This window comes from Erysipelatoclostridium sp. An173, assembly GCF_963931465.1.
Classification (GTDB): Bacteria; Bacillota_I; Bacilli_A; order Erysipelotrichales; family Coprobacillaceae; genus Thomasclavelia; species Thomasclavelia merdavium.
In genome coordinates, this window is the sequence record NZ_OZ007017.1 from 909,417 (window position 1) to 930,981 (window position 21,565).

Genomic DNA, 21,565 nt, shown 5'->3' on the forward strand with positions numbered 1-21,565 from the left:
TCTAATTAATGCCTTATAATGTTATAAATGTGAGGTGATATTTTGAATAATCGTAAAAAACAAAAAAACAAACGAATCATTTTTATTATTACAGTATCAATAATTGTGTTTTCTACTATTTCGTTGGTTATTTCAAGATCTCAAGGGGCTTTTGAGCGAATGATAAGCGATTCGATTGCTGCAGTTGAATATTATGTAATAAAAAAACCGATTGAGTTTGTAACAGATATATTTAATGAATATAATGAATTGAAAAATGTTTATGAAGAAAATAGAATTTTAAAAGCTAGATTATCAGCTTATGCAAGTGTTGAAGTTAATACTGATGTTTTATCTAATGAAATCGAAGAATTAAAAGAAATGTTGAATATTGAACATTTACCGACAGAATACAATATTAAAACAACTTCTATTATTCGAGAAAGTAATAGCTGGAATAATGAAATTACTATTGATTTAGGTAGTATGGCTGATGTTGAAGAAGATATGGTTGTAATTTCTTCTAAAGGGATGATTGGAAAAGTAATTTCAGTTACTGAAGTAACTGCTAGAGTTCAATTATTAACAGCTGAAAATCCTAATTCATCTTTACCGGTACAGATTATGAATGGTCAAGAAAATGTTTATGGTTTGTTGAATGGTTATGATGTAGAAAATGAGTGTTTTAATGTAACTTTATTTAGTGATGTTGATAAATTTGAAGATAATGCTCAAGTAATTACATCTGGTCTTGGTGGAAAAGCACCTAAAGGAATTTATATTGGAACAGTTACTGGTTCGAGTGTATCTGAAGATGGAACTTCAACAACAGTTCAAGTTAAACCAGCTGCTGATTTTAATGATCTATCGTATGTTGCAGTAGTATTTAGGAGCGATAGTAATGAATAAACAGTTATATCGTTATTATTTAGTAATGGCAATCAGTTTTGTAATAGATAGTGTTATTAGTTATTATTTACCTTTTAATTTTGATAAATTAGGGATAACGATTATTCCATGTATTGGAATTATGATTTTTACTTTATTAAATAATACTATTTCTGATGAACATCGCTATATTTTTGCAACGGTTACCGGATTATATTATGCAGTTGTTTATGCTAATAGTTTATTAATATATGTTTTACTTTATTGTTTATATGCATTTTTTGGTAAAAAATATACTAAATTAGCTGCTTATACTTTATTAGAAATGTTTATCGCTGTAATTGTGACAATAATCGTCCAGGAGTGTGTGATATACTGGTTGATGTGGATAACTAATGTGACGCAATTATCAGTAGTGACATTCATTACCAATCGTTTATTGCCAACAGTAGGAGTTAATTTATTATTGATTGCGCCAGTTTATTTTATCCATAAGAAATTAGGATTCGAGGGTAAAGTCAATGCATATCAAAGTAAAAGGAGTTAATAATCATCTAGTTTTTGTTTTTGATGATAGTCAGGAATTTAATACTTTATTAAATGAATTAGAAAGTCTTTTGGAGTCACCACTTTTAAAAAGTGATGGCTATTATCCAAAGGCTTTTTTTGATTTTAAAAGTCGAATTTTAACGGTTCATGAGTTATTGAGGTTACTGACATTATTATTTGAAAAACAGGTTTTATTATTTGATGGAATTAATATGGCTAAAGTAGAAAAGAAAAACAAGATACGGGTTCTTAACAAGACAGTTCATGCCGGTGAAGTACTAGAATTAGATCAGGATACTTTAATTATTGGTCAAATTAATCCCGGAGCCATTGTTCGTTTTAAAGGAAAATTGTATGTTATGGGCCGTGTTAGTGGATTAGTAGAGGGCTTGAATGCTAAATCAAAGATTAGTGGCCAGTATTTTAAAGATGCACACATTAGAATAAATGGAGTATCCCGACATAATTATACAAGTTATGAATTAACGATGCTTTATTATAAAGATAGTCAAATATTCTTAGATAAGGGGGATATGATTTATGTCTAGAGTTATTGTGGTTACTTCAGGTAAAGGTGGTGTTGGTAAAAGCAGTATTAGTGTTAATCTGGCTAGTGCATTAGCTTTTTCAAAATTTAAAGTCTGTTTGATCGATGGTGATTTTGGTTTGAAAAATCTTGATGTGATGATGGGTTTAGAAAATCGTGTTGTATATGATTTAAATGATGTTGTTGAAGGTCGCTGTACTATTGAACAGGTTTTAGTTAAAGATAAAAGAATTGATGGTTTAAGTTTATTACCATCTTGTAAATCATTATCGTTTGAAGATTTAGATACTAAAATAATGAATGCTTTGATTGAAAGATTAAATAAGGATTATGATTTTATAATTGTTGATAGTCCAGCTGGGGTTGAAAAAGGTTTTGAGTATTCGGCTTCATTAGCTAGTGAGGCAATTGTTGTTGTTAATCTTGATGTATCTTCATTGCGTGATGCTGATCGGGTAGTTGGTTTATTGATGAAAAAAGGTATTAATACAATCAATATGATTATCAATAAAGTCAATTTAGATGATATTGAAAGTGCTCGTTCACTAACTATTGATGATGCTAAAGAGATTTTATCATTACCGCTACTTGGAATTGTCTATGAAAGTCATGATATGATCGAGGCTAATAATCGTGGGGTACCAATCTTTTTAAATAGTCAGCATTTATTACATATTTGTTTTACTAATATTTCTAAGCGATTATTAGGTCAACAGGTACCATATGCAAAATATAAAAAGAAAAGTTTATTACGTCGCTTTTTTTATTCATAATAGTGAATTTTAAGCTGTTTTATTTCATATACTTTATTAGGTGATGTAATGGACGATTTAGATGAAGTGCGAAAACGAATACAAAAAAGGCGTGGCGCCAAGAAACCATTAAATGATGATAATTTTAAACGTTTTTATAATTTTATGGTTAAATTTATGGTTGTAATTGTTGTTGCTTTAGTATCGTTATCATATGTTAAATTAAACCCTAATAGCAGCATTAAAGAAATGGTTTTAAATGATGCTAATTATAAAGCAGTTACTAGCTGGATTTCGGATACTTTATTTTCTTTTTTGCCAGATGAAGATGTTTCTGTTTCAAGTGCAGTAACTTATCAAAATATTAGTGGTGATTATTTTAAAAATAATAGTAATGAGGTATTAAGTATAACTGATGGACGAGTAATAGAAACCGGGATCGATGACGGTTCTGGCAGTTATGTAACTGTTTTAGGAAAAGATGAAGTTGAAATAACTTATGGAAATATTGATAATGTGATGGTTGCTTTATATGATGAAGTTGCCCAAGGAATGATATTAGGCAGTTATCAAGAACAGTTGATTTTAAAATTTGAATATTTAGGTGAGGAAATAACTTATGAAGAGTATCAAAGGATGGAATGATTGGTATCTCCATCCTTTTACTTTGATATATTTATTAGCTGCCTGTTTAAATAATAATTTAAGACAATATTTAAGTGCGTTAATAATCGTATGTATTCATGAATATGGTCATTATTATTTTGCTAAGAAATTTAATTTTAAAATGGAAAAAGTTGAAATTATGCCTTTTGGGGCTTTTTTAAGTTTAGAAGATTATGGAATGCATCATATTGTAGAAGAACTAGTAATGTTATTAGGGGGACTAGTTACTCATTTTGTTTTATATATATTTATTAGCTGTTTTTTTACTAGTGATTATTTACTGGCGGTAAATCGATTAGTGTTGATTTTTAATTTGTTGCCTATTTATCCTTTAGATGGTTCAAAAATTTTATTATTGCTTTTATCATTAGTTGTTGATTATTATCAGGCTATTAAGATTCAAATTAAAATATCGATTATGTCTTTATCGTTATTAATTGTTTTGTATCATCAACTCGGGTATTTAATTATTTATGGTTATTTAATATATGTTAATTATCAATATATCAAAGAGTTTCGTTTTATGGTCATTCGTTTATATTTAAACCGGCTTGAAAGTAATCCGTATAAAAAAATTAAACTAAATTATAAATATCGTTTTTATCGACCATATAATAATTATTATTTAATTGATGATCATTATTATAATGAAAAACAGGTTTTATATGAATTGATAAAAAACCTAAAAAACAGTTGACTTAACGAGGTTAAAATTATATAATTCACTTGTTGTAGACCTCTAGCTACAACCGCACATAAGAGGTATTAAAGCATAGCTGCCTTGGTTGGCGAGTCTTAGATATTAAAAATATTATAGGAGGTGCGAAATATGTACGCAATTATTGAAACAGGTGGAAAACAATTAAAAGTTGAAGCTGGTGATACTATTTTTGTAGAAAAATTAGATGTTGAAGCTGGAGAAAAATTTGTTTTTGATAAAGTTTTAGCAATCGGTGATAAAACAATCAAATTAGGAGCTCCTTATGTTGAAGGTGCAACTGTAGAAGCAACTGTTGAAAAACAAGGTAAAGAAAAGAAAGTTGTTGTTTACAAATATAAACCTAAAAAACATTATCACAAAAAACAAGGTCATAGACAACCTTATACAAAATTAGTAATCAATACAATTAATGGTTAATGATTAAAGTAACAGTAAAAAAGAAAGATAATTATATCGTTGATCTTAAAATAAGTGGTCATGCTAATAGTGATGAATATGGTAAAGATTTAGTATGTGCCGGTGTTTCTACAGCTAGTATTGGTACATTAAATATGCTAGTGAAAAAAGATTTTTTAAATCGTAATTTAGGAACAATTGAGGTTGATGAAGGTTATATAAATGTAGTTGTTAATCAAGTGGATGATATTTGCCAAGTGGTGCTAGAGACACTTGTTGTAATATTGGAAACAATGGTTGAAAGCTATAGTCAGTATATTAAAATATCTATTATGGAGGTGTAAGATATGATGTTCAAATTAGATTTACAATTATTCGCTTCTAAAAAAGGGGTTGGGTCAACAAAGAATGGTCGTGACTCTAAATCTAAAAGATTAGGAGCTAAATTATCTGATGGGCAATTCTGTACAGCCGGATCTATTATTTATAGACAAAGAGGAACTAAAATTCATCCTGGTACAAACGTAGGAAAAGGTGGAGATGACACTTTATTTGCTACTGTTGATGGAATCGTAAAATTCGAAAGACTAGGACGTAACCGTAAACAAGTTTCAGTTTATCCTGCTGCATAATTAAAATCCCTGAAAAGGGATTTTTTGTTGTATAATTATTAAATAATTTGTAGCATAATATAATTAAAGGAAAAGAGGTGGCTAGATGCAGTTTATTGATAAAGCAAAAATTAGAGTTGAAGCTGGAAAAGGCGGTGATGGAACAGTTGCCTTTCGTCGTGAAGCCCATGTCCCTAAAGGAGGGCCAGCTGGTGGCGATGGTGGAAAAGGTGGCAGTGTTGTTTTTGTCGCTACTACTTCACTTTCAACATTATTGGATTTAAAATATAATCGTTTATATAAAGCACCTGCCGGGCAAAATGGAATGCCTAAAAAAATGCATGGTAAAGACGCGATTGATACAATTATTAAAGTGCCGGTAGGAACAGTAATTATTAATGAGGCTACTGGTAAGATAATGGCTGATTTAACAGAAGATAAGCAAAGAGTTGTAATTGCTAAAGGTGGCCGCGGTGGTCGTGGAAATGCTCGTTTTGCAACTTCAAGAAATCCGGCACCACAAATTTGTGAACGTGGTGAACCTGGTGAAAATTTTGATTTAATTTGCGAATTAAAATTATTAGCCGATGTTGGATTAGTAGGTTTTCCATCAGTAGGGAAATCAACATTATTATCAGTAGTTACTAGAGCTCGTCCTGAAATTGCTGATTATCATTTTACAACTATCGTACCTAATCTAGGAGTTGTTCAAGTTAAAGATGGTCGTAGTTTTGTTATGGCTGATTTACCTGGTTTAATTAAAGGAGCAGCACAAGGAAAAGGATTAGGACATCAGTTTTTACGTCATATTGAGCGTTGTCGTGTTATTGTTCATATAATTGACATGGGGGCTGTTGATGGTCGTGATCCATATGAAGACTATGTAACAATTAATAAAGAATTGGGTGAGTACCAATATCGTTTATTAGAACGACCTCAAATTATTGTTGCCAATAAAATGGATGAAGAAGGTGCTGAAGAAAATTTAGCGCGTTTTAAAGAAAAAGTTGGCGAAGATGTTAAAGTGTTCCCAATCAGTGCTATTATTCATGAAGGTGTTGATCAAGTATTATATGCGGTTGCTGATGCTCTAGCAAATGCACCAGTCTACACTCTTGAAGATGAAGAAGAAAATACTGTTGTTTATACAATGAATGAAGAAGAAACTAAACCATTTGAATTACATAATTTAGGTAATGGTAATTGGTCAATTACTGGTAAGAAAATTGAACGAATGGTGGCAATGACTTCACTAGTTAGTGATGATTCATTAAAACGTTTCTTAATTAAAATGCGTAATATGGGAATTGATGAAGCGTTACGTCAAGCCGGAGCTCAAGATGGCGATAATGTAAAAATTGGAGATTTTGAGTTTGAATATTACGAATAACCAGCTAGTAATTCTAGTTGGTTTTTTTTAATGACGGTGTTATAATTGGTCGTGTGATTTTGATACAAATTTGAGATAAAAAATAAGCTTTGTTATAGTATAATATTTATAAAGGAGTTAGCGATGTATAGCTATATAGTTGGGAAAATTGTTGAAATAAATGTTGATCATATTGTAGTAGAAAATAATGGGATTGGTTATTTAATATATGTAAGTAATCCTTATGAATTTACCAAAGAGGAAGTTAAAATATATTTATATCAGCATGTCAAAGAAGATGGCATCTTTTTATATGGGTTTAAAACCAGTGAAGAAAAAGAAATGTTTTTAAAATTAATTTTAGTTAAAGGAATCGGTTGTAAAACGGCAATGGGAATTTTAGCTACTGGTGATGTTAATAGTATTATTAATGCTATTGAAACTAGTAATGTATCATATTTAAAAAAGATTCCAGGTATTGGTCCTAAAGCGGCACAACAAATTATTTTAGATTTACAAGGGAAATTTAAAAATAGAGTATTGGAAACTTTGGTTAATAACGAAGATATTGAAGAAGCTAAAGAAGTGTTGATGGCTTTAGGTTATCGTAAAAGTGAAGTTGATCGAGTGTTAAAAATCATTAAAAATGAAAAATTAGATACTAATGGTTATGTAAAAAGAGCTTTAAGTTTATTAGTTAAATAAGGAGGATGGAAATGTCACGAAATGAGGTTCTTGATGTTAATATAGTTGAAGATGAAGAAAGTACTTTACGTCCTTCTTCGTTTGATGAATATGTTGGTCAAACAGATTTAAAAGAAAATTTAAAAGTTTTTGTTGGTGCCGCTAAGTTAAGGAATGAATCATTGGATCATGTTTTACTATATGGGCCTCCAGGATTAGGAAAAACGACGATGTCAATGATTATCGCTAATGAAATGGAAAAGAATATTAAAATTACAACTGGACCTAGTATTGAAAAAACCGGTGATTTAGTAGCTATTTTAACAGCTTTAGAGCCTGGTGATGTTTTATTTATTGATGAAATTCATCGTTTAAATAAAGTAGTTGAAGAAATTCTTTATCCAGCAATGGAAGATTTTTGTGTTGATGTAGTAATTGGTAAAGAGGCTTCAACTCGTTCTGTTCGTATTGATTTGCCACCATTTACTCTAGTAGGAGCAACAACTAGAGCTGGTGACTTATCAGCACCATTGCGTGATCGTTTTGGAATTATTTCTAAATTGGAATATTATGACGAAAAAGATTTAAAAACTATCATTGATCGAACTAGTCGTATCTATCATATGCCAATGGATGATGATGCTAAATCGGCTTTAGCGATGCGTTCACGAGGAACACCGAGAATTGCTAATCGACTATTTCGACGGGTAAGGGACTTTGCTCAGTTTAATGGTGAAGATATCATAACTAAGGAAAGAACAATCGATGCTTTAGATCGTTTAAAAGTCGATACTTTAGGGTTGGATGAAGTGGATCATAAATATTTATTAGGTATTATTCAGCGTTTTAAAGGAGGACCAGTTGGATTAGAATCATTAGCAGCTTCAATTGGTGAAGAACCCCAAACTCTTGAAGATGTTTATGAACCATATTTATTGCAGATTGGTTTGATTAAAAGAACACCCCGCGGTAGAATTGCTACTGCTGAGGCCTACCATCATTTAAATATTCCTTTTGATAAGTAGACTGCTTTGCAGTCTTTTTTATTATCCTTTAAAACAAAAATTATTAGGTAAGCTAAAAAGATTTGTAGTTAGATTATAATAATTGTCTTGTAATAAAGGAGGCGATATGGATGAAAAAACATGAGATAATTGGCTTATTGATTGTATTATTAATATCTACTGTATATTCATTTGTCTTACCTGAAGAAAATGTTGCAAAAATTGTTTTAGAACCTGAAATTACAATTATTGTTGAAGGGTGCTATAATGAAACATTAATTTTTAATCAAACACCGACAATAGGGGATGTATTGGAAAAATTAAAGATTGAAAATGTATACGGATTTGACCAGACAGTTGTGTTAGAAAGTCAATCCGTTTTTTATATTCCTGATACTAGTTTAGAATTAATATCGTTAAATAATGCAACAATAGATGAGTTGATGACAATTAAAGGAATTGGACCAAAAACTGCTCAAAAGATTATTGATTATCGAAATCAAACACCCTTTAAAACAATTGAAGATATTCAAAATGTATCAGGAATAGGTGAAAAGACCTATTTGCGTATTCGAGAATTATTATGTTTATAAAATATAGTATTTCTTATTATGCCCTATTTTGTTTGCTAGTAATAATAACAATTTTAGTGCATCCAGTTTTTATAATTTTTGTATTAGGATATAGTGTATTTATTGTTTATCGTCTAAACTGGGTTAATTTAATTTTAATGATAGTTTTTACAATCGCTTTTGTAATGATCATGCATTATCCACAAAGTTGTAGTGATCCTTATTTACAAGGTACTATAATTAGTCAAGATGATAGTAGTGTTGTAATCCAAACTGCTGCTACTAAAGTAAAAGTATATGGTAATTTTACTGGTTTTGCTGTAGGCGATGAACTAGAAATTAAAGTATCATATTTTGATATTAGAGAACCAACAAATGATAATGCCTTTAACTATAAACATTATTTATATAGTCGAGGGATTACTAATAATGCCGTTTTAACAAATATTATTTCTAGTCAAAAGCATGAAACGTTGTTACAAAAATTACAAAGTCGTTTTGCAGGTGAGGACTTAGTTAATAGTTATGCTTCGATGTTTATTATTGGAGTTAAAGATGAATTGATCAATGATTATTATCAGCAATTAACTAATTTATCAGTTGTTCATTTATTTGCTTTATCAGGATTACATATCCATATGTTAAAAGGAATAATAAAAAAGCCATTAGGCTTTTTATTACCAGAGAGATTTTTAGAACATTTTTGTTTAGTAATAATTGGTTTTTATATTTATATTATTCCTTTTAATGTTTCTTTTTTACGAGCGTATTTAGTAATGGTTTTAAATACGCTTTTTAAAAAATATTTAAATCGTTTAGATAGTTTAGGGATAGTTGCATTAATAATGATTTATATGAATCCATATATTATTTTTAACTTATCATTTATCTTTTCTTATTTTATGTATTTATTAATTATATTTATTAATCGCCACAAATATCTTAACTTATTACTATATATAGGTAGCATTCCAATTATTCTGACAATTCAATATCGTATTAATTTATTATCTTTTATCTTGGGGGTTATCTTAACCCCATTAGTTAGTTTATTATATCAATTATTATGGCTATATACATTGTTTGGCAGCTTTTTTAAGCCGGTTACATCTTTAGTTATAACAATGTTGAATAATATAATTGTTTTTTGTGAAGATTTTTCAATTTTTATTAATTTTATGAAACCATCGTTATTTTTCTTGTTAGCTTTTTATTTTATTTATTTTAAATTATTATTTAAAGTAAATATTAAACAAAAAATTTATCATGAAATAATGTTACTACTAAGTTTAATGATTGCATTTTACTTTAAACCATATTATCAAATTTATGGGCAAGTAGTTATGATCGATGTTGGTCAAGGAGATTGTTTTTTAATCCAACAGCCATTTAAACTTGGCAATATTTTAATCGATACGGGTGGTTTGAAAAATACTGATTTGGCTGAAGTTACCCTAGTACCATATTTGCGTTCTATTGGCGTGTTTGAATTAGACTATGTTTTTATTTCTCATGATGATTTTGATCATAGTGGTGCTTATGATTCATTGAGTGAAAAGATTAAAATTAAAGAAACAATTACAACATATCAAGAAAAGATGACTATTGGTAATGTTGAAATAGAAATGTTAAAAACACCATTAAGTGATGATAGCAATGATTCATCTTTGGTATTCGTTGCAACGGTTAACAAATTAAAATATTTGTTTACTGGAGATATTTCAACTACGGTAGAAAAGCAGTTAGTTGAAACATATCCGGATTTAAAAGTGGATATTTTAAAAGTATCTCATCATGGCAGTAATACAGCTACAAGTGCCTTGTTTTTAGAAAAAATAAAGCCTAGAATTGCTTTGATTAGCTGTGGTAAAGGGAATTTATATGGTCATCCCCATGATGATGTTATTCAAAGGTTGCATGATTATGGTGTTAAGGTTTATCGTAGTGATCAAATGGGAATGGTAAAGATTGTATATTATGGTAATGATAATTATATTTTTCAATGACTTTATTATCTAAATGGGCTATAATTGGATTACTGGAGGGATTTAGATGATTTGTTTAATATATGGTGAAGAACGTTTTTTAATGGAACAAAAACTGGCATCTTTAAAAAAGGAATATAATTGTAATGATGAAAACATGAATATTTCTGTTTTTCGTGGTGATGAAGATCGAATGAAAGATGTTTATGAAGATTTGATTACCCCTCCTTTTTTTACTGATAATAAGATGGTTATTTTAAAAAATCCAGTCTTTTTAACAACCAAAAAGGTTAAAAAGGATGATGAACAGTTAAAATATTTTGAAAAATGTTTAACGGATAATCAGGGAACTATTTTTGTAATTTATTATAATGGTGATGATTTTGATAAAAGAAAGAAAGTTGTTAAACAGCTTTTAGGTAGTGTTGAAGTTTTTAAGTATGATAAAGTTAATCACTATCGAATATCTGATAGTACTCGTAAAGCAATAAAACGTCGTGATGCAACGATTGATGATGATGCTTTAGAACTGTTATTAAAACGGGTTGATGATAGTTTAGAAAAAGTGGCCAATGAAGTTGAAAAATTATGTTTGTATAGTAAACATATAACCTATGATATTGTTGATACATTAGTAAGTAAACCGTTGGATGAAAATGTTTTCGATTTAACAAGTGCTATTTTACAAAAAGATCGTCAAAAAATGTTCATGATTTATCATGATTTGATGATTTTAAATGAAGAGCCTATAAAACTAATTGTCTTGATAGCTAATCAAATGCGATTGATTTATCAAGTGAAATTATTGGTTCGAAAAGGGTATAATGATAAAGAAATTGGAAAGATATTAAGTATTAATCATTATCGATTGAAATATCTACGACAAGAAGGACAAGACTATGATCTTAATGAATTATTAGAATGTATTGATCAATTATCAAAACTTGATGTTGAAATTAAAACCGGGAAAATCGATAAAAAAGTTGGACTAGAATTATTTATGATTAGAATTTAGGAGGATATATGGAGTCGTTACGTGAATTATTTAAAATAGGGGTGGGGCCTTCTTCTTCGCATACAATGGGGCCACAAAGAGCAGCATTAAAAATTAAGGAAACATATCCTGATGCCGATCATTTTGAAGTGTATTTACATGGTTCATTAGCTTTAACAGGAAAGGGGCATCTTACTGATTATATTATCGAAGAAACTTTAGGTAAAGATAAAGTTAAAATTCATTTTGTAAGTGAGGCCTTACCTAAACATCCAAATGGAATGATTTTTGTAATTTATCAAGATGGTAAAGAAATCGATCGGATTACGGTATATTCAGTTGGTGGTGGTACTTTAATGTATGATAATGCTAAAATTGCGCCACCTAAACAAGTTTATCCACATCATAATTTAAAAGAAATTCTTGATTATTGTGAAAAACAGGGAATTAATCTTTATCATTACACTCTTGAGTTTGAAGATGAAGATTTTAAAGCATATTTATATGAAGTAATTGATGCGATGTTTAAATGTGTTGAATCAGGATTAGCAGCAACAGGAATTATTCCAGGACGATTAAAATTAAAAAGAGTAGCTAAATCAATGTATCAACAAGCTATTAATACTCGACGTTCAGGTGAACGAGATCGGTTACTTGTTAGTAGCTATGCTTATGCTGTTAGTGAAGAAAATGCTTGTGGTCATCAAATAGTAACAGCACCAACTTGTGGTGCTAGCGGGGTATTACCAGCAGTATTGTATTATTGTTATAAACAGTTAGGATTACCAAAAAAAGAAATTATCAAAGCTTTAGCGGTAGCAGGAATATTTGGGAATGTTATTAAAACAAATGCAACGATTTCTGGGGCTGATGGTGGCTGCCAGGCTGAAATTGGTAGTGCTTGTGCTATGGCAGCAGCTGCTTATGGCTGGATTTTAGAGCTTAATAATAGTTTGATTCAATATGCAGGAGAAATGGGCTTAGAACATAATTTAGGTTTGACATGTGATCCTATTGGTGGTTATGTTCAAATTCCATGTATTGAACGAAATGGTTTTGGCGCTTTAAGAGCTATGGATGCGGCAATGTACGCTAAGCAATTAGGATATTTAAGAAAAAATAAAGTTTCTTTTGATGCAGTAGTAAGAGTAATGAAAGAAACAGGAAAAGATTTAAATAGTGCTTATAAAGAAACTTCTTTAGGTGGTTTAGCTAAAGAATTTGGTTTTGAAGATGAAGACTAATTCTTTATATATCCATATTCCTTTTTGTCAGGATATTTGTGCATACTGCGATTTTTGCAAAGTATTTTATCAAGAAAAAATAGTAGATGAGTATCTTAAGGTTTTAAAAGAAGAATTGGATGGTCTTGTAGTTAAGGAACCGCTAAAGACCATTTATATTGGTGGAGGGACACCTAGTTCTTTAAATTACCAGCAGTTATCTTTTTTAATGGCGATGATCAAACCTTATCTAAGTGATTCTTTACAGGAGGTTTGTATTGAAGTTAATCCTGAAAGTATAGATGATAAGAAAATGAAAATTTTAAAAGATGGCGGGATCACTCGGTTGAGTATCGGTGTTGAATCATTTAATGAAGAAATTTTAAAGGCAATTAATCGTCATCATAATAAACAGCAAGTTTATAATGTAATAAAGATGGCTCATGAGTTCAACATTGATAATATTTCCATTGATTTAATGTATGGACTACCAAAACAGACTTATCAGGATATAAAAGCAGATTTACTGGAAGTTTCTAAATTAAATATTCAGCATATTTCTTATTATGCATTAATTTTAGAAGATCATACTGTTTTAAAAAATCAGGATTATCATTTATTGGATGAAGAAACAGAGTTACAAATCAATCGCTTGATTGATAATGAACTTGCAACGCTTGGTTTTTATAAATATGAAATTAGTAATTTTGCAAGACCAGGTTATCAATCAATTCATAACTTAGCTTATTGGCATTATGATAATTATTATGGGATTGGAATAGGTGCTAGTGGTAAAGTTGATGATTGTTTATATGAACATAATCGGAATTTAAATGCTTATTTAAAAAGAAAAAATATTATTGATAAAACTACTTATTCTAAAGAAGATACAATGTTTAATCATTTGATGATGTCACTTAGATTAACAGCTGGATTGGATCTAAATGAATTTAAAAGAAGATATGGTGTTACTGTTATGGATGTTTATCCTGATGCGCTTTTAAAGCATTTGAAGTTAAAAACGTTGGTTATTGAAAATGACCATTTAAAATGTAATGAGGAATCGATATATTTATTAAATAATATTTTGATCGATTTTTTATAAAAGAAGCAGCTTGATAGCTTGTATTCATTAATATTTTTGATGAATATAGGATATTTAGCTGTTTTTTTATTTTTTAGCACAAAGATGTTGACAGTGCTAAAAAAAGATGTATAATGTATTTAGCACAAAGGAAAGATGAGTGCTAAGGGTGGTGAAACTAATGCTAACAGCAAGGCAATTATTAATATTTAAATGTATTGTTGATGAGTTTATTGAAACTGCAGAACCAGTAGGCTCAAAGACATTGATGAATAAATACCAATTGCCATATTCAAGTGCAACCATTCGAAATGAGATGAGTAATCTTGAAGAATACGGGTATATTGAAAAAACTCATACTTCTTCAGGACGAGTTCCTTCGATTGAAGGTTATCGTTTTTATGTTGATAATCTAGCAAAGCATGATTTAGATGAAGGTGTAAAAAACCAGGTGGCTCAGATTTTTAGTGATCGTCACCGCAGTTTGAATGAAATTATTCAAGATAGCTGTGAGATGTTAAGTGATTTAACTCATTTAACATCAGTGGTTTTAGGACCTGATTCTAGCTTTGATACATTACAGCAAATAAGTGTTGTGCCATTAAATGAAAATCGAGTAACTGCGATTATTATTACTAATCAAGGACATGTTGAAAATAAAATTTTCGATATTAATCGAGATCATAAGATGGAAGACTTATTAAGCTGTGTTGGCGTTATGAATGATTTGTTGATTGGAACTCCAATCGATCAGATTGCATTTCGTTTAGAAAGAGATGTAAAACCGATTTTGTCAGTTAAAATCAAGGAACATGAAGAATTATTCAATGCTTTTCTTGAAGCGTTTGTTCGTTTTGCTTCTAGCAACGTTTACTTTTCAGGAAAAGAGAATATGTTGTACCAGCCAGAGTATAACGATGTTAATAAGTTGAGAAGAATCGTTAGTGCATTTGAAAACTCTCAAGTATGGAATTTCTTACAGCCTTTATCCAATGAAGAAGGGGTTACGGTAAGAATTGGTTCTGATTCACCAATAAATGAAATTGAAGATGTTTCTGTTATTTCTGCTTCATTTAAGACCGGAGAAAGAACCAAGGGATCTATTTCAGTAATTGGGCCGACAAGGATGCCATATGAAAAAGTAGTTTCCTTAGTAGAGTATATTTCAAAGAATATTGAAGAAGCTTTCTTTGAAGAATTTGATGAGACAGATGATGATTCAAACGATGAATAGAGGTGAATATAATGAGCGATAAAGAAAATAATGTAGTAGACGAAACAGTAGAAGATACTACTGAAGAAGTAGTTGAAGAAACAGAAAATATTGATGAAGATAAAGAAAAATCGGCTGAACAGCAAATTAATGATTTGATGGAAGAAGTAAATGCTTGGAAAACAGATTATTATAAAGTATTTGCAGATATGGAAAATCTTAAAAAGAGATTGCAAAATGAACATGCAAATGCCATGAAATTTATGATGCAATCATTTATTGAACAGTTATTACCGGTTGTTGATAATTTTGAAAGATCATTAGCAATCGTTAATCCAAGTGATGAAATCAAGAACTTTTTAAAGGGTTATGAAATGATCTATTCTCAATTGATGGAAGTTTTAAAAGCTCAAGGAGTTACAGTGATCAAAGCTGAAGGTGAAGAATTTGATCCTAATTTCCATCAAGCTGTAATGACAGTTAAAGATGAGAATTTTAAACCAAATATGGTTGTTGAAGAATTACAAAAAGGATATATGTTAAAAGATCGCGTTATTCGTGCATCTTTAGTAAAAGTTAGTGAGTAATAGGAGGAATGTTATTATGAGTAAGATTATTGGTATTGACTTAGGTACTACAAATTCATGTGTCAGTGTTATGGAAAATGGTGAAGCAAAAGTTATTGCTAATCCAGAAGGAAATCGTACAACTCCATCTGTTGTATCATTTAAAAATGGTGAAATTATTGTTGGTGAAGCTGCAAAACGTCAAGCAGTTACTAACCCAGATACAGTTATGTCAATTAAAAGACATATGGGAACTAGCCATAAAGAACATGTAAATGGTAAAGATTATACACCACAAGAAATTTCAGCAATGATTTTACAAAACTTAAAAGCTACTGCTGAAGCATATTTAGGTGAAACAGTTACTAAAGCTGTAATTACTGTTCCAGCATATTTCAACGATGCGCAACGTCAAGCAACTAAAGATGCTGGTAAAATCGCAGGATTAGAAGTAGAACGTATTATTAACGAACCAACTGCTGCTGCTTTAGCATTCGGTCTTGATAAATTAGATAAAGAACAAAAAGTATTAGTATATGATTTAGGTGGTGGTACTTTCGACGTATCAATCCTAGATTTAGCTGATGGTACTTTTGAAGTATTAGCAACTGCTGGTGACAACCGTTTAGGTGGAGATGATTTTGACCAAAAAATCATGAACTGGGTTGTTGAAGAATTCAAAAAAGAACAAGGAATTGATTTATCTGCTGATAATATGGCAATGCAAAGAATTAAAGAAGCTGCTGAAAAAGCTAAAAAAGACTTATCAGGAACTATGCAAACACAAATTTCATTACCATTCATTTCAGCTGGAGCTAGTGGACCATTACATTTGGAATTAACATTAACAAGAGCTAAATTTGATGAATTAACTCGTGATTTAGTTGAAAGAACTGAAGGACCAGTTCGTCAAGCATTATCAGATGCTGGTATGCAACCAACTGAAATTCATCAAGTATTATTAGTTGGTGGTTCAACTCGTATTCCTGCAGTTCAAGAATCAGTAAAAAGATTATTAGGAAAAGAACCTAATAAATCAGTAAACCCTGATGAAGTTGTATCTATGGGTGCAGCAATTCAAGGTGGTGTTATCGCTGGTGATGTTAAAGACGTATTATTATTAGATGTTACTCCATTATCATTAGGTATCGAAACTATGGGTGGTGTAATGACAGTATTAATCGAAAGAAATACAACTATTCCAACTACTAAATCACAAATTTTCTCAACAGCTGCTGATAATCAACCTGCTGTAGATATCAACGTATTACAAGGTGAAAGATCAATGGCTAGAGATAATAAACAATTAGGTTTATTTAAATTAGATGGAATTGAACCAGCACCTCGTGGTGTACCACAAATCGAAGTTACTTTCAGCATTGATGTTAACGGTATCGTAAATGTTAAAGCTAAAGATTTAAAAACTCAAAAAGAACAATCAATCGTTATCCAAAACTCTAGTGGATTAAGTGATGAAGAAATCGATCGTATGGTTAAAGAAGCTGAAGCTAATAAAGCTGAAGATGAGAAAAAACGTAAAGAAATCGAAACTAGAAATAAAGCTGAACAAATGATCAATGAAATCGATAAAGCTTTAGCTGAACAAGGTGATAAGATTGATGCTACACAAAAAGAATCAGCTCAAAAATTAAGAGATGAATTAAAGACTGCATTAGATAACAATGATATGGCTACATTAGAAGCTAAAATGTCTGAATTAGAACAAATGGCACAACAAATGGCTTCATATGCATATCAACAACAAAACAATAATGCTGGTGCAAATACTAACACATCTGGTACAACAAATAACCAAGATGACAATGTTGTTGATGCAGATTTTGAAGAAAAGAATTAATTTAAAGCCAAGGCTTTGCCGCCTTGGTTTTAACTAGTATAAAGAGGGTGAATATATGGCTGAAAAAAGAGATTATTATGAAGTCTTAGGAATAAGTAGACAAGCTTCAGCTGATGAAATCAAGCGAGCTTATCGTAAAAAAGCAAAACAATATCATCCCGATGTCAATAAAGAGCCCGGTGCTGAAGAAAAATTCAAAGAAGTTCAAGAAGCATATGAAGTATTATCTGATCCAAATAAAAAAGCAACATATGATCGTTTTGGTCATGCTGCTTTTGAACAAGGTGCTGGAAATGGCGGTGCTGGTGGATTTGGCGGATTTGGATTTGAAGATGTCGATTTAGGTGATATTTTTGGTTCGTTTTTTGGCGGTGGTGCAAGAAGTCGTCAACGAAACAATGGACCACGACGTGGTGAAGACCGCTTAATGCGTTTAAATATTGATTTTATGGAAGCAGTAAAAGGCGTTAAAAAAGATATTAAAATAACTTATGATGCACCTTGTAGCCACTGTAATGGAAGTGGCGCAAAAAATCCAAATGATGTTCAAACATGTTCTCGCTGTGGTGGTCGCGGAACTATCCAGCAACAACAAAGATCTCCTTTTGGAACATTTGTAACAGAAACAACTTGTCCTGATTGTAATGGTACTGGTAAGGTTGTTAAAGAAAAATGTCCTCATTGTCATGGACGTGGTTATGAGACTAAAACAGTTACTGTTCAATTGGATATTCCTGCAGGTATTAATTCTAACCAGCAATTACGTGTCGCTGGCAAAGGTGGCCGTGGTGTAAACGGTGGTCCTAACGGTGATTTATTTGTTGAAATTCAAGTAGGAAGTCATCCACATTTTAAACGTGATGGTCGTAACATTCATATTACTGTTCCGGTTTCTAATGTTGATGCAACTTTAGGATGTGAAGTTGATGTTCCAACTGTTCAAGGGGATGTAACAGTTAAAATCCCAGCTGGAACACAATCTGGAACTATTTTAAGATTAAAAGGTAAAGGTGTAAAAGATCTTCATAGTAGTAATTATGGGGATGAAATGGTACGAATTGAAGTTAAGATTCCTACTAAATTATCTTCAGAAGAAAAAGAATTATATCAAAAGCTTTCAAAATTATCTAAGAAAAAAGAATCAATTTTTGATGCATTTAAACGTCAATTTAAAAAATAAATTAAATTTTAATATATAAAAAAGAAAGATATGCTTTAATAAAAAAACATACCTTTCTTTTTTTAGTTATTACTTTTTGTATTTTGGATAAAATAAAAATAGTACTTGCGTACTATTTATATTACTAAGCTGATTTTCTTAAAGTTCTTAATTCTCTAGCAGAAATTCTTACTTTTGTAGGTTTACCATCTACTAAAATAGTGGCTTTTTGTAAATTAACATTCCATTTTCTTCTACTTGCATTTAATGCATGTGAACGTGTATTTCCAGACATTGGTCCTTTACCACTGATTTGACATTTTCTTGACATGGGTTCTCCTCCTTATCTTTAGTAGTGTTTTTTACGTACTGCAATATATTATCATCTTTGCTCGTAAAAAGCAATTACTTTTTATAAAAAAGTATTAATTTCTCGATAAAAAATAAATCTTGAAAAATTTTAATAGTTTGCTAGAATAAAATCTAGCTCTAAGAATTGTCAAGAGTTATTATTTAAGATATAATTGTTAGAGATAGTATTTTTAAACGAATACAAGGAGGCATATAGATGATTGAAAAAAATAATAATATGGGAACTGTCAACATTTCTTTAGATGTTGTAGCTACTATTGCCGGTGGTGCCGCAATCGAATGCTATGGAGTAGTAGGAATGGCTAGCCAAAAAAGACTTAAAGATGGTTACTATGATCTTTTAAGAAAAGAAAACTATTCGAAAGGTATTGTTGCCCATAATGGAGAAAGTGGTCTAATTTTAGATCTTTATGTTATATTGGGATATGGAATCAAAATTACAGAAGTATTGCATGAGGTGCAAAAAAAGGTAAAATATGTAGTTGAGTCTACTTTAGATGTAAATGTAGAAGCAGTTAATGTCTACGTTCAAGGTATACGAGAAGTAGAGTAGAGGAGATAGAAGATGAAAGAAGTAACAGGTGAATTATTTAAAGAGATGGTTTTATGTGGTGCCAATACATTGCATAATAATTATCCAGAAATCGATGCATTAAATGTCTTTCCAGTTCCTGATGGTGATACTGGTACTAATATGTCATTAACTTTTTCTGCTGGGGCAAAAGAAGTAGATAATTTTGATTCTAATAATATTGGAGATATTTCTAAAAAGTTGTCAAAAGGGTTATTAATGGGTGCCCGTGGAAATTCTGGGGTAATTTTATCACAGATTTTTAGAGGTATTTCAATGACTTTACAAGGTCATGAAAGTGCCGATGCTATGTTATGGGCTGAAGCATTGCAAAACGGCGCTAAAGTAGCGTATAAAGCGGTTATGAGACCTGTAGAGGGAACAATACTAACAGTTATTAGAGAAGCTAGTGAAGCAACAATGAAATATGCTAAGCCAGGCATGGAAATTGAAGATGTTTTCTCTTATTTCGTAAAAGAAGCTGAATTAGCATTAGAAAGAACACCAGAATTATTACCAGTCTTAAAAGAAGTTGGTGTAGTAGATAGTGGCGGTGCTGGATTATTACTTGTATTTACAGGATTTATGGCTGCTCTAGCTGGTGAAAGAGTTGATTATGTTGAGATTAAATCATCATCAGATACAGCTATGAGTGCTGTTGCTAGTGTTGAAAGTGGCGAAGATGGTTATGGTTATTGTACAGAATTTATTATTAGACTAGAACCTTCATTAGTAACTAAATTTAAAGAAGATCAACTAAAAAAAGAATTAGAACTTTTACCAGGTAATAGTATCGTAGTTGTTCAAGATGAAGAAATTGTTAAAGTCCATGTTCATACTATGAAACCAGGAAATGCTTTAAATATTGCTCAACGTTTTGGAGAATTCGTAAAAATCAAAATTGAAAATATGCAAGAGCAAAATGATGCAATTCAAGGTAGTGCAGGATCAATTGTAGGCGTTGATGATAGCAAAGCTAATGATAAAGGACCTGCTAAAGAAACTGCAGTTATTTCAGTATGTGCAGGTGATGGTTTACGTGATTCTTTCTTAGAGTTACATTGTGATTATGTTGTTAGTGGTGGCCAAACTATGAATCCTTCTGCTGAAGACATGGTTCAAGCAGTTAGAAAAGTTAATGCTAAAAATGTAATTATTTTACCTAACAATTCTAATATTGTAATGACTGCTCAACAAACAGCAACTATTTTAGAAGATGAAGTAAATGTAATTGTAATTCCAACTAAAACTATTCCACAAGGATTATCAGCATGTATTATGTACAATCCAGAAGCTACACTTGATGAAAATGTTGCTGATATGACAGAAGCTGTTGGTAATGTTAAAACAGGACAAGTAACATTTGCAATTAAAGATACTGTAATTGATGGTGTTGAAATTAAAGCAAATGATTATATGGCTTTGGTTGAAAAGAATATAATAGATTGTAAAGATAATAAATTAAAAGCATTAAAAGTTGTATTAGAAAATATGATTGATAATGATTCTGAAATCATTACACTAATTTGTGGTGAAGATGTAAATGATGAAGATGTTGAAGAAATCGAAAGCTTCGTTGAAGATAATTTTGATGTTGAATTAGAAGTAATCGATGGAAAACAACCAGTATACTCATTTATTGTAGGTGTCGAATAAATAAAAATCTCAAAAAGGGGCTGTAACGAAAGGAGGTTTTTTTAACCTTTAATGAAGCGTTACAGCTTCTTTTTTTGTTTTGAAGATTATTTTTTGGAAAATTTAATTTTTTTGCTATTTTTAATTAATTTTTGCCTAAAAAAAAA

Annotated in this window: 24 protein-coding genes and 1 other annotated feature; of the genes, 23 read left to right on the forward strand and 1 reads right to left on the reverse strand. The window is 30.6% G+C overall.

The window, feature by feature from the left end; genetic code table 11:
• Positions 1 to 42: 42 nt before the first annotated feature.
• The 21 genes from mreC (at position 43) to dnaJ (ending at position 18,841) form a co-directional block, all read left to right on the forward strand.
• Positions 43 to 888: a rod shape-determining protein MreC gene (mreC, locus tag ABGT36_RS04560; protein ID WP_087301207.1), complete on the forward strand. Its 846-nt coding sequence runs from the start codon at positions 43 to 45 to the stop codon at positions 886 to 888.
• Positions 881 to 1,414, forward strand: a complete 534-nt coding sequence (gene mreD, locus ABGT36_RS04565) for a rod shape-determining protein MreD (protein ID WP_087301204.1) — start codon at positions 881 to 883, stop codon at positions 1,412 to 1,414. Before mreC ends, mreD begins: the two co-directional genes overlap by 8 nt.
• Positions 1,389 to 1,964 carry a septum site-determining protein MinC gene (locus tag ABGT36_RS04570; protein WP_087301202.1) on the forward strand — a complete coding sequence of 192 codons (576 nt, stop codon included), beginning with the start codon at positions 1,389 to 1,391 and terminating at the stop codon, positions 1,962 to 1,964. Before mreD ends, ABGT36_RS04570 begins: the two co-directional genes overlap by 26 nt.
• Complete coding sequence (gene minD / locus ABGT36_RS04575; protein WP_087301199.1) at positions 1,957 to 2,736, forward strand: septum site-determining protein MinD; 780 nt, start codon at positions 1,957 to 1,959, stop codon at positions 2,734 to 2,736. Before ABGT36_RS04570 ends, minD begins: the two co-directional genes overlap by 8 nt.
• Before the next feature lie 48 nt (positions 2,737 to 2,784).
• On the forward strand, positions 2,785 to 3,360 hold the full coding sequence (locus tag ABGT36_RS04580) for a M23 family metallopeptidase (protein WP_346676999.1): 576 nt from the start codon (positions 2,785 to 2,787) through the stop codon (positions 3,358 to 3,360).
• Entirely contained in the window at positions 3,335 to 4,078 is a 744-nt protein-coding gene (locus ABGT36_RS04585) for a site-2 protease family protein (RefSeq protein WP_346677001.1), read from the forward strand. Before ABGT36_RS04580 ends, ABGT36_RS04585 begins: the two co-directional genes overlap by 26 nt.
• Before the next feature lie 40 nt (positions 4,079 to 4,118).
• Positions 4,119 to 4,187 (forward strand) — a sequence feature (ribosomal protein L21 leader region).
• Between the two features lie 23 nt (positions 4,188 to 4,210).
• Positions 4,211 to 4,519, forward strand: a complete 309-nt coding sequence (gene rplU, locus ABGT36_RS04590) for a 50S ribosomal protein L21 (RefSeq protein WP_087301189.1) — start codon at positions 4,211 to 4,213, stop codon at positions 4,517 to 4,519.
• On the forward strand, positions 4,519 to 4,842 hold the full coding sequence (locus tag ABGT36_RS04595) for a ribosomal-processing cysteine protease Prp (protein WP_087301186.1): 324 nt from the start codon (positions 4,519 to 4,521) through the stop codon (positions 4,840 to 4,842). Before rplU ends, ABGT36_RS04595 begins: the two co-directional genes overlap by 1 nt.
• Before the next feature lie 3 nt (positions 4,843 to 4,845).
• Complete coding sequence (rpmA, locus tag ABGT36_RS04600; RefSeq protein ID WP_087301182.1) at positions 4,846 to 5,130, forward strand: 50S ribosomal protein L27; 285 nt, start codon at positions 4,846 to 4,848, stop codon at positions 5,128 to 5,130.
• Between the two features lie 85 nt (positions 5,131 to 5,215).
• A complete protein-coding gene (gene obgE / locus ABGT36_RS04605) occupies positions 5,216 to 6,499 on the forward strand; it encodes a GTPase ObgE (RefSeq protein ID WP_087301179.1) in 1,284 nt (427 codons plus the stop codon).
• Positions 6,500 to 6,622: 123 nt separating this feature from the next.
• Entirely contained in the window at positions 6,623 to 7,183 is a 561-nt protein-coding gene (ruvA, locus tag ABGT36_RS04610; protein WP_087301176.1) for a Holliday junction branch migration protein RuvA, read from the forward strand.
• A gap of 11 nt (positions 7,184 to 7,194) precedes the next feature.
• On the forward strand, positions 7,195 to 8,187 hold the full coding sequence (gene ruvB / locus ABGT36_RS04615; protein WP_087301173.1) for a Holliday junction branch migration DNA helicase RuvB: 993 nt from the start codon (positions 7,195 to 7,197) through the stop codon (positions 8,185 to 8,187).
• Between the two features lie 110 nt (positions 8,188 to 8,297).
• Positions 8,298 to 8,759, forward strand: a complete 462-nt coding sequence (locus ABGT36_RS04620) for a ComEA family DNA-binding protein (protein WP_346677004.1) — start codon at positions 8,298 to 8,300, stop codon at positions 8,757 to 8,759.
• Complete coding sequence (locus ABGT36_RS04625) at positions 8,750 to 10,744, forward strand: DNA internalization-related competence protein ComEC/Rec2 (RefSeq protein ID WP_346677006.1); 1,995 nt, start codon at positions 8,750 to 8,752, stop codon at positions 10,742 to 10,744. The genes ABGT36_RS04620 and ABGT36_RS04625 overlap by 10 nt, the downstream gene beginning before the upstream one ends.
• Before the next feature lie 46 nt (positions 10,745 to 10,790).
• The gene (gene holA, locus ABGT36_RS04630; protein ID WP_300078775.1) at positions 10,791 to 11,738 is read left to right on the forward strand and encodes a DNA polymerase III subunit delta; all 948 of its coding nucleotides are present in this window, start codon (positions 10,791 to 10,793) and stop codon (positions 11,736 to 11,738) included.
• 8 nt (positions 11,739 to 11,746) lie between these two features.
• Positions 11,747 to 12,961 (forward strand): L-serine ammonia-lyase, iron-sulfur-dependent, subunit alpha, encoded by a 1,215-nt coding sequence (locus tag ABGT36_RS04635; RefSeq protein ID WP_087301160.1) that lies wholly within the window; start codon positions 11,747 to 11,749, stop codon positions 12,959 to 12,961.
• A complete protein-coding gene (hemW, locus tag ABGT36_RS04640) occupies positions 12,951 to 14,045 on the forward strand; it encodes a radical SAM family heme chaperone HemW (protein WP_346677008.1) in 1,095 nt (364 codons plus the stop codon). The genes ABGT36_RS04635 and hemW overlap by 11 nt, the downstream gene beginning before the upstream one ends.
• Before the next feature lie 160 nt (positions 14,046 to 14,205).
• Positions 14,206 to 15,258 carry a heat-inducible transcriptional repressor HrcA gene (gene hrcA / locus ABGT36_RS04645; RefSeq protein ID WP_296882056.1) on the forward strand — a complete coding sequence of 351 codons (1,053 nt, stop codon included), beginning with the start codon at positions 14,206 to 14,208 and terminating at the stop codon, positions 15,256 to 15,258.
• An 11-nt stretch (positions 15,259 to 15,269) separates the two neighbouring features.
• Positions 15,270 to 15,824 carry a nucleotide exchange factor GrpE gene (grpE, locus tag ABGT36_RS04650; RefSeq protein ID WP_346677011.1) on the forward strand — a complete coding sequence of 185 codons (555 nt, stop codon included), beginning with the start codon at positions 15,270 to 15,272 and terminating at the stop codon, positions 15,822 to 15,824.
• Positions 15,825 to 15,840: 16 nt separating this feature from the next.
• Entirely contained in the window at positions 15,841 to 17,661 is a 1,821-nt protein-coding gene (gene dnaK, locus ABGT36_RS04655; RefSeq protein ID WP_087301148.1) for a molecular chaperone DnaK, read from the forward strand.
• 55 nt (positions 17,662 to 17,716) lie between these two features.
• A complete protein-coding gene (gene dnaJ, locus ABGT36_RS04660) occupies positions 17,717 to 18,841 on the forward strand; it encodes a molecular chaperone DnaJ (protein ID WP_087301145.1) in 1,125 nt (374 codons plus the stop codon).
• Positions 18,842 to 18,965: 124 nt separating this feature from the next.
• Here the strand turns inward: dnaJ and rpmB are convergent, their stop codons facing one another.
• The gene (rpmB, locus tag ABGT36_RS04665) at positions 18,966 to 19,151 is read right to left on the reverse strand and encodes a 50S ribosomal protein L28 (protein ID WP_087301142.1); all 186 of its coding nucleotides are present in this window, start codon (positions 19,149 to 19,151) and stop codon (positions 18,966 to 18,968) included.
• Positions 19,152 to 19,388: 237 nt separating this feature from the next.
• On the opposite strand from rpmB, the gene ABGT36_RS04670 reads away from it, so the two are divergent.
• Both ABGT36_RS04670 and ABGT36_RS04675 read left to right on the forward strand, forming a co-directional pair.
• Positions 19,389 to 19,745 (forward strand): Asp23/Gls24 family envelope stress response protein, encoded by a 357-nt coding sequence (locus tag ABGT36_RS04670; RefSeq protein ID WP_087301139.1) that lies wholly within the window; start codon positions 19,389 to 19,391, stop codon positions 19,743 to 19,745.
• A gap of 12 nt (positions 19,746 to 19,757) precedes the next feature.
• Positions 19,758 to 21,419, forward strand: a complete 1,662-nt coding sequence (locus ABGT36_RS04675; protein ID WP_087301137.1) for a DAK2 domain-containing protein — start codon at positions 19,758 to 19,760, stop codon at positions 21,417 to 21,419.
• Positions 21,420 to 21,565: the final 146 nt, after the last annotated feature.